Source organism: Moritella yayanosii (genome assembly GCF_900465055.1).
In the GTDB taxonomy this organism is placed as follows: domain Bacteria; phylum Pseudomonadota; class Gammaproteobacteria; order Enterobacterales; family Moritellaceae; genus Moritella; species Moritella yayanosii.
In genome coordinates this window covers 1,423,276-1,435,064 of record NZ_LS483250.1, presented here as the reverse complement: position 1 = coordinate 1,435,064, position 11,789 = coordinate 1,423,276, and the positions used below count along the sequence as shown (strand labels likewise).

The window sequence follows — 11,789 nt, the reverse complement described above, 5'->3', positions numbered from 1 at the left end:
ATAACGCTTTACCATGTCATATAGCACGGTGTAGTTAACAGAGATGTAGTATGCTAAATATTAATACTCAGGTTATTGAGATCCCGGAGCCTATGTTTCGTGGGTGGCAACAAACTGTAGAGTTGATCGCTGGCATTATGAATTTACCAGCAGCATTAATTATGCGCGTTCACCATAGTGATGTGCGAATATTTTCGTCAAACGACACGACTAGCGTGATTTCATCGTCGTTATCAGAATCAAAGCAACTGAGTTGTTACTGTGCACAGGTTATTTATAACCGAGCAGAGCTACTTATCGAAGACGCTTCACAAGATTTAACCTGGCATTTTGATCCAAATGTTAACGCTGACATCATGGCATATTACGGTTTACCCCTTACTTGGCCTGATGATCAAGCCTTTGGCACTCTTTGTGTTTTAGATAGCCAAGCTCGCGAATTTACACCACACTGTAAATTACTGATCGCTCGTTTTCAGCAATCAATGATCGCTGATCTCGCTATTCTCTACGAAAAAGCAGAATTACTGCACGCTAATCGTAAGTTACAGGCCATGCTTGCTAAAAAATCAATGGCTCTGACCTTGTCTAATCAAGCGTTATTGCACGAACAAGATAGCCGTTCGGCATTAGAATCAACTCTTATTTATCAACAAGAATATGACGGGCTTACTGGCATCGCTAACCAACTGTCATTAGTCTCACAGATGGATGACATGCTGGCGAGTGTTGATGATGACAATGAACTGGCGGTGATATATCTTGGTATTCGCAATTTCAAATCGATTAATAATAGTTATGGTTATGCGATAGGCGATAAAGTATTACTGGAAGTCAGTCAACGTATTCACCAACAGCTAACCACCGAATATTTAGTCGCGCGTTGCTGGGGTGATGCATTTGCTATTGTTGTTCGTGACGAAAATGTAGTTGAACAAGTCATTGATTTAATTTCGCGTTTATCACATGCGTTTGAATCGACGTTTATAATAGACGAGTATACAATTACCACTCAGGTATGTTTTGGTATTGCTTTAGCGGACTCAGCCGAAGACCAAGGTATCGCGTTGGTCGAAAAAGCAGAAGCGGCGATGACTGCGAGTAAAGATAAAGGCTGCAATTATAACTTCTTTACTGAAGAATTGAGCGCCGTTATTGGTGAACGACACTATTTAGAATCGCACTTAGCAGAAGCACTCGATAAACACGAAATGTCGGTACATTACCAGCCAATGATATGTGTTAAAACTCAGCGAGTATTGGGCGCAGAAGCATTAATCCGTTGGAATAATCCAATACTGGGTGCGGTCGCGCCTGATCGGTTTATTAATTTAGCCGAGCAGAATGGTCAGATCTTAGCATTGGGCAATTTTGTATTACGTACAGCAATGGAACAGGCAAGACACTGGCGTAAGAGCTTTGGTAATGATTTCTTTATTGCTGTGAATATATCACCAGTACAGCTTCGGGATGACAATTTAGTGTCTCGTATCGCCCAGCTATTGGCTTATTATCAGTTACCTGGCAGTGCGTTAGAACTTGAGATCACCGAAGGTGTGTTACTCCAAGACGAGAAGAAGGTAGCCAAATCCCTTGCTGGTCTGCAAAAACTCGGCGTCAGCATCTCGTTAGATGACTTTGGTACGGGTTATTCGTCATTAAGTTATTTGCAGAAATATTCGTTTGATACCCTGAAGATAGATCGCAGCTTCATTACGAATTTAATGGAATGTGATCAAGATAAAGAATTAGCGCGTGCGATCATTGCGATGGCAAAGAAGCTTAATTTGCAAGTTGTTGCCGAAGGGGTCGAAACGCCAGAGCAACATCAGTTTATTGTCGAAGAAGGTTGTGATTTTGGTCAAGGTTATTTGTATGGTAAACCAGTACCTGCAACGATGTTTAGCGCTCAGTACCTGAGCCGACTAGTTATTTAACTGCGCTGGAATCGATCGACTTGGTTGGATAGTGTGCAAACACCATTTATAGTGAATAAAACTGCTATAAACGGTTGCAAACAATCGGTGAATAGTTAATAATCCACTCGTTGTCAAGCACAACACGTTTGATGGGTGCCTTATGGGTCCCTCCGCATTGATACTCTGTGAACTCGGCCAGACCCGGAAGGGAGCAACCGCAGCAGAGAACTCAAGTGCCGGAGTGAGGCTTGTAGGGTATCCTTCAAAAGTGTTGTGCTTTTCGCGTTTTTGACGTGCTAGTTTTCAAATCAATCTCTTATAGACCAATCTTCGTTTTAATTTATTCTCTCTTAGCTATAGTTCTGTATTACCTATTAAGCAAATGTCGTAAAGCTTTTACTCGCTGATTTCTTACCAAGATACTTGTTAGCCTAACAAGGTTTTGTCCCTAAATGGCTTAGAACTTCAACCCATCAACTATATGTTGATATCGATTAGCCATAGATTTAGTTATGTGCGGAGTAGGAATTATTTTTCATATCACATAACTTGCAAGAATAAATCGAGAACGGTCGACGGGGTTTATCATCTTTGACGTAAAACCCCGTCATTTTGTGGCTGAAAGACGTATCAAGCGTGCCTTTGAAACAGGCGTTAAAACACCTTAACAAAGGTTTTCAGTCCTTTTTTAAGTCAGGGTTTGGTTACCCTAAATTTAAATCAAAGCATCATTATCAATCAGCCAGTTACATGAGTAACGGGTTCAAATGGGATGCAGATAAACAATCATTATTACTCGCTAAAATGAAGCAACCGCTTAAAATAAAGTGGTCGCGCTACTTCACTGGAAAACCAAGTTCACTTACCGTATCCAAGACTAAATCAGGTAAGTATTTTGTTTCAATATTAGTGAAAGAAGCGATAAAACAGCTGCCGATTATTAATAAAACGGTCGGTGTCGATGTTGGCAAAGCATCTCCATGATGCTAATTTCGGTGAAATAGCAAGGCAGTTAGAATATAAGGCTGATTGGTACGGGCGTAAATTATCAGCTATTAGCCAGTGGTTTCCTTCGTCTAAAATGTGCAGCGAGTGTGGTGCGTTATACGCTGGGCAGTGGTCATTAGCGATCAGGAAGTGGACTTGCGCATGCGGCGCTGTTCACGATAGAGATCATAATGCTGCTATCAATATCCATAAAGAGGTTTTAGAAGACTAACGCAATTTAATATTGCAATGCCTAAACCGTAGACGACAAGAATCCCCTTGCTTCAGCTAGGGGAACTTCAAATAGGCATAACTCAAAAGATCATTTACATTGCACGTCAAACTATATAAAATAAATCTAGTTTGACTGTCAATCTAAATATCAGGAGGAACAATGTACACTCACACAATACAAAAGTGGCAACACGAGCATAATTTTACCAACCATAACCATCAGGGTGAGCGACGTGCGTATTATGTGCTTATCCTAACGGTCATTACCATGGTAATCGAAATTGCCGCAGGAACCATTTACGGTTCAATGGCTTTATTAGCAGACGGGTGGCATATGGGCACTCACGCAGTAGCGTTCTTGATTACCATTTTTGCATATCAATATGCCCGCAAGCATGCCAACGACGAATCGCTTGCTTTCGGTGCTGGCAAAGCCAGCGTTTTAGGGGGATTTAGCAGTGCCATTGCCCTTGGTTTAGTTGCGATGATTATGCTTGGTGAATCTATTCATCGCTTAATGTCACCGCAGGAAATTCAATTTAATGAAGCTATTCTGGTTGCCGTGCTTGGTCTATCAGTTAATATTATTAGTGTGTTTTTACTAAAAGATGACCATCACCATCATGATCACGATCATGATGACCACAATATGAAGGCCGCTTACTTTCATGTCTTAGCCGATGCGCTTACGTCTGTGCTGGCTATATTCGCACTCGTTGCAGGGAAATACTGGGGCTGGAACTGGGTCGATGCGTTAATGGGCATTGTAGGCTCAGTGATTATTACTCGATGGGCATTTGGCCTGATAAAGCAAACGAGTCCGATCCTGCTTGATGCAAGTATTTATCCTGAATATCAAGAGAAAATAATTAATACCTTAGAAATGGAAAACGATAATAAAGTCAGTGATGTTCATATTTGGAAAATCAGTGCTGATCACTACGCTGCAATAATTTCATTAGTTGCTAACGATCCAAAAACTGTGGATTATTACAAGCAGTTACTGACTAAATTTGATAAAATTAGTCATATAACAATTGAAGTAAACCACTTTACAGAGACAGGTCAAATTGCCAATGAAAGAACTTGAAAAATTGAATCATTCCATTATTGAATTTTATGATAAACTTTCTTCATGGGAGCAGTCCGTTGTAAAAGACAAGCATTTGTCACTTGCGCAAACCCATACCATTGAAGTGTTGGGCAATCACGGCGCAATGCGTATGAAGGAACTTGCTAATCGATTAGGTATAACGACAGGTACACTGACTGTGCAAATAGATAAGTTGGTTAATGCTGAATTTATTCAGCGACGTCCCCATCACTCTGATCGACGCTCTATCTTGGTTGACTTAACCGACGAGGGACAGAAACTTTACCATGAACATGATGATCTACACCTCAGGTTGACTCAAGACATTACTTCTAATTTAGATGAAAATGAATGTGTCATACTTCTTAAGTGTCTATCGACAATGAACACACAATTCTAATTTTTTTCTAGATCAAAAAAAACCTCCAATGAGGAGGTTTTATTCACTTAACCGTTACACTTGTACGTTAGGTTTTATTTTTATATTACTTGTTTGATTTCTATTTTTTGATCTAAATAGGGTGCTTTTTGCGCTGGTTTAGCAGTGCTACATTGACCACTCCCAGAGCATCCGATACATGTTGAACCTTTACGCTTTTCACTGATTATTTTTGAAATAGCGAGCACGACAATCAAAGTAATAACGAGAGAGACTATTATATTCGCCATAATTAGTTTCCTATGCGGTATACAGATTTAACTTTTGTTCAGCCTTGCGATCACCTTTGTACATAAAGTAAAGCAAAGTACCGACAAGTATTAAAGTAACCACTAGACCGTATATAAACCCTTGGCCTAATGCCCCAGTCGTGATTAATGTACCAATCTGATAAGTGAGGAATGCAGCAACGTAACCCATGCCGAATTGGAATGCGACACCGCCCCACAACCATTTCTTATCTTCCATTTCAGCGTTCATTGCCCCCAGAGCGGCAAAACACGGTGGCGTAAATAAATTGAATATCAGATAAGATAATGCCGCCACAGAAGACAATCCCATGATACTCGCAACATCTGAACCGCCAGAAATCAATGCAAGCTCTTCGGTATCAATAAAGTTAGTAATGCCATAAACAACCGCTAATGTACCTACTACATTTTCTTTAGCAATGAAACCTGTGATCGCAGCAGCAGCCAATTGCCATACTCCAAACCCAAGAGGTACTAGCACCAATGCGAATGGTGATGCCACACTCGCGAGGATACTTGTTCCTGTCGCGCCTTCAGCAACCACCTCAAATTGCCAATTAAATGTTTGCATCACTTGTACCACAGCGTTACATAACAAAATAATGGTACCGGCTTTAATAACGAATGCCTTTGCTCTTGAGAGTGTAGAAACAACCGCGCGTTTTATACTTGGGAATCTATATTCAGGTAGTTCCATGATAAAGAATGACCGCGAATTTTTTTCGCCTGTAATACGCATCACCACTAATGCACCAAAGGTGATGATTGCAATCCCCATGAAATACATAGATGTGCCGACCCATGCCGCATCATTGAAAAATACACCCGCAAATAATGCGATCACCGGCAGTTTCGCACCACACGGTATAAACGGCGTTAACATCGCAGTGGTTCTGCGCTGTCTTTCATTTTTGATTGTTCTGGTCGCCATGATACCCGGAATCGCGCAGCCAGTACCAATAATCATAGGAATAATAGATTTACCAGACAAACCTAGGTGTTTAAAAAAGCGATCCATAATGACGGCAACACGCGCCATATAACCGCAATCTTCAAGTAATGCCAGTAAGAAAAACAGCACCATGATCAAGGGTAAGAACCCGACTACGGCACCAACACCACCGATAATACCGTCTAGCAGTAACGCGCTTAATACCGGTGAAATATCGCTACCTAATAACCCGTCTACCCAGCCGTAAAACGCATCAATCCAACCCACCAGAACATCGGCTAAAATGGGCCCTAAATGAGTTTGTGAAATAGAGAATACGCACCACATGATCAGCGCAAAAATAGGCAGTCCTAACCATTTATTGGCAATGACTCTATCGACAGTATCTTGAGTTGTCTGGGTATTATTTTTGAGTTGTCTGTGTTCTACTTTTGCTACAGTAGTTTTTACAAATTCAAAGCGTTTAATATCTGAAGCCTCGACTAATTTAGCATTGCTTAAATCAATGTTTTCATTATCAAAAGGTGCAGTTTGGTGTTTGCCACTGAGCTCAACGGCTGTAGAGACTACGTTATCTAAACCATTTTTAAAGCTGTTTGTAGACGTCGTTTCAACGACAGGGCATCCAAGTATTTTACTTAATGCTTGAGTATCAATGATTGTTTTTTTGCTCTTGGTTAAATCACTTTTATTAAGAACAAGCACAACCGGAATATTAAGTTCTAATAATTGTGTGGTGAAAAATAAACTGCGGCTTAAATTTGTAGCATCGACAATATTAAGGATCACATCTGGTTTTTCATTTTTGACAAAATCTCGCGTGATTGCTTCTTCAGAAGAAAAAGGAGACATTGAATAAGCGCCGGGTAAATCAACGACAGTAATATCTGCATTAATTTTATTAAATGTTTTCTTTAATAGCCCTTCTTTTTTATCTACCGTGACACCTGCCCAGTTTCCAACATGGGCTGTTTGCCCCGTTAAAGCGTTGAATAATGTAGTTTTCCCACTATTTGGATTACCCGCTAATGCTATTTTCAAAACAAACCCCTAGTTATAATGATAATGATGATAATAATCATTATCATCGGTAAGCGTGACAACGCCCTACTGGATTGCCACGGCTTAAAGTTTCAAGCGTTAATCGCTTGTATTTTTATATATGAATTGTGTAGATAAAATTAGATGAGCACTGCTTGAGCTAAGTCACAGTCGATACTGTATCTCGCGTCTTTAATACTGATGACATAACTTTCTGACAGTATCGAGATCAATGTGATGGTTTCACCTTTAAAACAGCCCAGTGTGAATAGGAAGTTAGCAATTTCTGGCTCCCCTGCATCCACACCCTTAATAACGTAATCTTGGTTTACTTGAGCTTGAGATAAGTTGTGAGCTGCTGCTTGTGTGGTGAGCAAGTCTTCGGATGATAATGCTAGTGAGTTATTAAATATTAAACTGTTCATAATTACTTATCCAAATATGGCACTCTATGCCTAAGTTTATCTCTCTATTCTGACTGGCTTACGTCATAAACGTATGAATTAAATGATAGTCATTATCATTTAATTCAATCATACTATGAAAATAATTTTATTCATTGACTTAGATCATTAACCCTTTATAGGTATCTATTTTTTTTTGGTAATATCACTTTTGGTATTGTCACAAGTTTTGAAACCCGAAATCAATCTGAGTGTTTAGCATTAGCCGACCAACGGATGTACAAACAAGATAAGAAATAAGTGCCAGCATCACTGCGCTCACAAATATCATAAATAGCGGTGTTTAAATATGCCATTATGAAGGGAAATAAGGCAAAACATGATGTATCTATCATTTAATTAAAATACAAGGAGTAGGGTGGAGGGCTTAACTTCTTGCTCTTTTAAAGAAGTTATTTAATGACTATTCCCATCACATTAGAGAGATATTATGAAGGAAGTAAGTGTTTACTATCCATTTCTGTTTTCAACTTTCAATCGCGATCATAACCTACAGTTAATTGATTTAAAATGGAAAGCTTTTGAAGCTCATGATTTTTTAGGCGATGGAGAAGATTGGGCGTTGCTGTTAGAAAATATGCTTTCAGAAAAGAACCCAAGCTTATTAGAAAAACTGACATTTGGTGATGAAACACTGATGTTTAGTATTCACAGTGAAGATAAAGATGCATTGCATGCAATTGCCGAAATGGTCTGTGAATTTTATGATGATGATGATTTATTAGATGCGTGTATCACCCGTTATGCTCAGTACGAATTTGAACCCGAATTAATAAATAACAAGTAAATCCAGTTGATGCTTACGGCGCACCTGATTTGAGCGAACATTATTTGGCCTGTTATTAAGGCATAAGCACGGAGAGTTTAGTGTCAAAAAATAGCACTGCAACATTAAATGATTTTAAATAAATTAATGAATTTTCTCTACATCTTGGTTATGGCAGTACATCTCAAGCTAGTTAAGTGGGCTGCTAAACAATCCGAAGTTCAAAATAGTAAGCTAAGGGTAAGGTGTAATTCTCAGTGCCAGGAAATTCAGCAGTTTTATGAAATGGACAATGTTGTAGTGATTGATTGCATTTAGCCACTCAGTGATAGGCTATTCAACCGGTTCGATACAATTTATAATCTGATTTTTATTGTGTAGCGTAAGTTCTTCAACTCATTTCAGTCCTGCAACGTGTCGAACGAGTCAGCTAGTCTAGTTAACTCGATGTGATCACAATATATGTATTCACTTTGTTGATGATTACAATAATGCTCGTGCTTGGCAAACCATCATCTGAGTACCGCTCGTATCCAATTTAATAAACCCCTTTCACTCTTTCGACTAAAAAATCCACAGCGGCTTTTATTTTCGGTACTTGATAGCGCTGTTTTTGATACAACAGAAATACGCCCAAGTTTGGTTGCTGAGTGATATCAATGCTTGGCGTTATAGTCAGCTCTGTAAGTTCACCTGATTCAATATACGGTTTTAATGCCCAGCGTGGCATCAGCAAAATACCTAATCCCGCGATGGCTTTTTCTACCAGCCACTTACCATTGTTACTGATTAACACCTGTTCAGCGGAAACATCTTGGCGTTGATTATCGATTTCACAGATCCAAGGGGTTGGGCCATTCGGGGTTTTAAAATACAGCCCTTTGTGTTGCTTTAGCTCCATGGCATTCACGGGAACACCGTGCGTTTGTAAATAGCGAGGGGCTGCGACGACAATGAAATTATTTTCCATTAACTTTATTGCCAGTACGCGTTGATCTGGTGCATAACCGCCGCGAATTGCTAGATCAACTTCATCACGACCTAGTGTCGATAATTCATCACTGAGGCTTACATTTAAGGTGATCTGCGGATATAACGTTCTAAATTCGTCTAAAAGTGGCAATAATATGCGTTCACCAAAGCCCACCATAGAACTGATGTTTAATACGCCCATCGGTGTAGCCTGATAATTTCTCACTGTGTCATCACTGTATGCTAATAAAGATAGCACCTCGCTGACCTGCTGGTAATAGATTTGGCCTATTTCAGTTAAGTTCACCGTTCTTGTTGTTCGTTTTAACAGCGTGGCACCTAGACTTTTCTCTAAATCTGCGATCCTGCGCGACAGCGATGAAGGCGGAACAGAAAACAATTCGGCAGCTTTACTAAAACTGCCATGTTCAACAACCTTTACAAAATACTTTAATGCTCTTAATTGATCCATATTTCACTCTCATCACCATTATTGTCTTTAAGACAATAAACATTCGCTAATTAGTGTATATATCTTACAGTAAAATAGAGGGAGAATGACCCATAGTTAATGACCTCTCAGACAATATTATTCACAGGAAGCAAGCACATGACAACATATACAGCGATCAATCTTATTAAACGTCCAACTGGCGGCCCAATCAACGCAGATCTATTTGAAGTTGTGCAAAAACAGATGCCAACTGTGGGCGAGGGCGAGTTTTTAGTTAAGCAAAGTCATATGTCACTTGATCCCGCTATGTTTGGTTGGATGAGCCCTGATACCAATAGCTACATTCCACCAGTAGCCTTAGGTGACGTGATGCGTAGTTCAGGCATCGGCGAAATTGTAGAAAGTAATCACCCTGAGTTTAAAGTGGGAGATCGTATGATGGGGATGATGGGCTGGCAAGAATACTTTCTAAGCAACGGCCAAGGCCTGAATAAAGTCACAGCGTCACTACCTGATGAAGCAATATTATCAATTTTTGCGTTACCTGGATTAACAGCTACTCAAGGTTTATTTAATGTGGGTAAACCTCAAAAAGGTGAAACCATTATTGTGACTGGTGCAGCAGGCTCGGTTGGCTCAATTGTCGGCCAGCTAGCAAAAGCAGATGGTTTGAAAGTCATTGGTGTTGTTGGCAGTGACGAAAAAGCCGATTGGATTGTCAATGAATTAGGTTTTGACGCAGCAATTAACTACAAGAGTGACGATTTAGATGCGCAACTGGCACTGCATGCCGCTGATGGTATCGATCTGTATTTTGAAAATACCGGTGGTCCGATCCAGAACTTAATTATTGAGCATATGAATCCACATGGCCGCGTTATGGTTTGTGGGCTAATAGCTGATTACAACAAGCAAGTACCAACACCTGGCCCAAGCTGGATGAATGTCCTTAAGCGTCGCCTTACCATTCAAGGCTTCACCATGCCAGATCATTTCCATCAAGTACCTGCACTGCTAGAAAAACTGACTCCTTACGTGATGGCTGGTAAAATCAAACACAGATCGCATGTATTAGAAGGGTTAGAATCATCTATTAGTGGCTTAAACTTATTCTTTACCGGCGAAAATAAAGGTAAGTTGATTGTAAAACTTTAAATGACGGTAAGAACTGCCGATAAAGCTTGGGTATAAAGGTTTAGAGTCGGCAGATTGAAAAGTACGGCATCAGCGAACAGCATGAATTGCAAATATTCAATAGTGGGAGGACAAACTGCAGATACTTTCAAACAGGTATTAACAGAAATTACGCAAGAAGCTTGAAGCCAGGGCATCCAATGTGCGTCTATTTTGTTATTAATAGCCAATATTATTTTACTCAAGCCTTGGTTTCTTGCTATAAATAGACTTTGTCTAAAGAGTTAAAGTGATGCACATTTTAAATTTTGAAGCGTTCTTGATCGCGATTACCATTTTAACATTAACACCAGGTCTTGATACCGCACTGGTGATCCGTAATAGTAGCCGTTCCGGATTTATGGCTGGGTGCGTGACCAGCCTCGGCATCTGTTCGGGATTGTTTGTGCATGCCATGTTCTCGGCACTCGGCATCTCGGCTATTTTGTTGCAATCGGCTGATCTTTTTCAATTGGTAAAATGGGTTGGCGCGGCATATCTAATCTGGTTAGGCCTTGGTAGTCTTCGCGCTATCTACAAAGGTAGCAATAAAGTCGCTATGCTCGAGGAAGATAACACGACATCTAGCGCTAAACGTTCAATGCGTGAGGGTTTTCTATCCAACGTACTTAATCCCAAAACTGCCATTTTTTATCTCGCGTTTTTACCGCAATTTATCGATCTTAATTATTCACCGATTGTACAGTCGTTTACCATGGCAGGTATCCATTTTTTAATCGCCATGATCTGGCTATGTGGCTTAGCTTTTGCCATTAACTCGGCCAAAAAATTGTTTAAAAGTAGTGCAATGATGAATTGGATGGAAGGCGTGACAGGTACGGTGCTGATCTTATTAGGCGCGAAGTTATTGCTGTCGGATGACAAGCTTTAGTTATACCTCTGGTTATGAGGCCAAAATAACTCTACCTCTACAATTTTCCATGCATTTAGGAGTAGGAATAATTTTCGTATCACACCATATTTATTGCTTACTATTTATGATCAAACTCTCAATTTTTAATCAAGATCATAAAACACCCCCTT

12 protein-coding genes and 1 other RNA gene are annotated in these 11,789 nt (G+C 40.0%); 9 read left to right on the top strand and 4 right to left on the bottom strand.

Annotated elements, in window-relative coordinates; genetic code table 11:
* Window positions 1-50 precede the first annotated feature (50 nt).
* From MORIYA_RS06530 to MORIYA_RS06510, 6 genes are all read left to right on the top strand, one after another.
* Entirely contained in the window at window positions 51-1,937 is a 1,887-nt protein-coding gene (locus MORIYA_RS06530) for a sensor domain-containing phosphodiesterase (protein WP_112713712.1), read from the top strand.
* A gap of 141 nt (window positions 1,938-2,078) precedes the next feature.
* Window positions 2,079-2,175, top strand: an RNA gene (gene ffs, locus MORIYA_RS06525) — signal recognition particle sRNA small type.
* A gap of 494 nt (window positions 2,176-2,669) precedes the next feature.
* Window positions 2,670-2,903, top strand: coding sequence for a hypothetical protein (locus MORIYA_RS20785; RefSeq protein ID WP_162629229.1), 234 nt, complete (start codon window positions 2,670-2,672; stop codon window positions 2,901-2,903).
* Entirely contained in the window at window positions 2,881-3,138 is a 258-nt protein-coding gene (locus tag MORIYA_RS20780; protein WP_162629246.1) for a zinc ribbon domain-containing protein, read from the top strand. The genes MORIYA_RS20785 and MORIYA_RS20780 overlap by 23 nt, the downstream gene beginning before the upstream one ends.
* Window positions 3,139-3,300: 162 nt before the next feature.
* Complete coding sequence (locus MORIYA_RS06515) at window positions 3,301-4,230, top strand: cation diffusion facilitator family transporter (RefSeq protein WP_112713710.1); 930 nt, start codon at window positions 3,301-3,303, stop codon at window positions 4,228-4,230.
* Entirely contained in the window at window positions 4,217-4,633 is a 417-nt protein-coding gene (locus MORIYA_RS06510) for a MarR family winged helix-turn-helix transcriptional regulator (protein WP_112713708.1), read from the top strand. Before MORIYA_RS06515 ends, MORIYA_RS06510 begins: the two co-directional genes overlap by 14 nt.
* 80 nt (window positions 4,634-4,713) lie before the next feature.
* On the opposite strand, the gene MORIYA_RS06505 is transcribed toward MORIYA_RS06510, so the two are convergent.
* From MORIYA_RS06505 to MORIYA_RS06495, 3 genes are all read right to left on the bottom strand, one after another.
* The gene (locus tag MORIYA_RS06505; RefSeq protein WP_112713706.1) at window positions 4,714-4,902 is read right to left on the bottom strand and encodes a FeoB-associated Cys-rich membrane protein; all 189 of its coding nucleotides are present in this window, start codon (window positions 4,900-4,902) and stop codon (window positions 4,714-4,716) included.
* A 10-nt stretch (window positions 4,903-4,912) separates the two neighbouring features.
* The gene (gene feoB / locus MORIYA_RS06500) at window positions 4,913-6,916 is read right to left on the bottom strand and encodes a ferrous iron transport protein B (RefSeq protein ID WP_112713704.1); all 2,004 of its coding nucleotides are present in this window, start codon (window positions 6,914-6,916) and stop codon (window positions 4,913-4,915) included.
* 140 nt (window positions 6,917-7,056) lie between these two features.
* A complete protein-coding gene (locus tag MORIYA_RS06495; protein WP_112713702.1) occupies window positions 7,057-7,341 on the bottom strand; it encodes a FeoA family protein in 285 nt (94 codons plus the stop codon).
* A gap of 469 nt (window positions 7,342-7,810) precedes the next feature.
* On the opposite strand from MORIYA_RS06495, the gene MORIYA_RS06490 reads away from it, so the two are divergent.
* Entirely contained in the window at window positions 7,811-8,167 is a 357-nt protein-coding gene (locus MORIYA_RS06490) for an Imm51 family immunity protein (protein ID WP_112713700.1), read from the top strand.
* Between the two features lie 517 nt (window positions 8,168-8,684).
* On the opposite strand, the gene MORIYA_RS06480 is transcribed toward MORIYA_RS06490, so the two are convergent.
* Window positions 8,685-9,590: a LysR family transcriptional regulator gene (locus MORIYA_RS06480; protein ID WP_112713696.1), complete on the bottom strand. Its 906-nt coding sequence runs from the start codon at window positions 9,588-9,590 to the stop codon at window positions 8,685-8,687.
* Window positions 9,591-9,728: 138 nt separating this feature from the next.
* On the opposite strand from MORIYA_RS06480, the gene MORIYA_RS06475 reads away from it, so the two are divergent.
* Window positions 9,729-10,727 (top strand): NADP-dependent oxidoreductase, encoded by a 999-nt coding sequence (locus tag MORIYA_RS06475; protein ID WP_112713694.1) that lies wholly within the window; start codon window positions 9,729-9,731, stop codon window positions 10,725-10,727.
* 271 nt (window positions 10,728-10,998) lie between these two features.
* Window positions 10,999-11,637: a LysE family translocator gene (locus MORIYA_RS06465; RefSeq protein WP_112713692.1), complete on the top strand. Its 639-nt coding sequence runs from the start codon at window positions 10,999-11,001 to the stop codon at window positions 11,635-11,637.
* Window positions 11,638-11,789 lie beyond the last annotated feature (152 nt).

Bases quoted from the DNA above. Each gene is read 5' to 3' on its own strand.
- MORIYA_RS06530 (WP_112713712.1), top strand. From the start codon at position 51: ATGCTAAATATTAATACTCAGGTTATTGAGATCCCGGAGCCTATGTTT.
- MORIYA_RS20785 (WP_162629229.1), top strand. From the start codon at position 2,670: ATGAGTAACGGGTTCAAATGGGATGCAGATAAACAATCATTATTACTC.
- MORIYA_RS20780 (WP_162629246.1), top strand. From the start codon at position 2,881: ATGTTGGCAAAGCATCTCCATGATGCTAATTTCGGTGAAATAGCAAGG.
- MORIYA_RS06515 (WP_112713710.1), top strand. From the start codon at position 3,301: ATGTACACTCACACAATACAAAAGTGGCAACACGAGCATAATTTTACC.
- MORIYA_RS06510 (WP_112713708.1), top strand. From the start codon at position 4,217: ATGAAAGAACTTGAAAAATTGAATCATTCCATTATTGAATTTTATGAT.
- MORIYA_RS06505 (WP_112713706.1), bottom strand. From the start codon at position 4,902: ATGGCGAATATAATAGTCTCTCTCGTTATTACTTTGATTGTCGTGCTC.
- MORIYA_RS06495 (WP_112713702.1), bottom strand. From the start codon at position 7,341: ATGAACAGTTTAATATTTAATAACTCACTAGCATTATCATCCGAAGAC.
- MORIYA_RS06490 (WP_112713700.1), top strand. From the start codon at position 7,811: ATGAAGGAAGTAAGTGTTTACTATCCATTTCTGTTTTCAACTTTCAAT.
- MORIYA_RS06480 (WP_112713696.1), bottom strand. From the start codon at position 9,590: ATGGATCAATTAAGAGCATTAAAGTATTTTGTAAAGGTTGTTGAACAT.
- MORIYA_RS06475 (WP_112713694.1), top strand. From the start codon at position 9,729: ATGACAACATATACAGCGATCAATCTTATTAAACGTCCAACTGGCGGC.
- MORIYA_RS06465 (WP_112713692.1), top strand. From the start codon at position 10,999: ATGCACATTTTAAATTTTGAAGCGTTCTTGATCGCGATTACCATTTTA.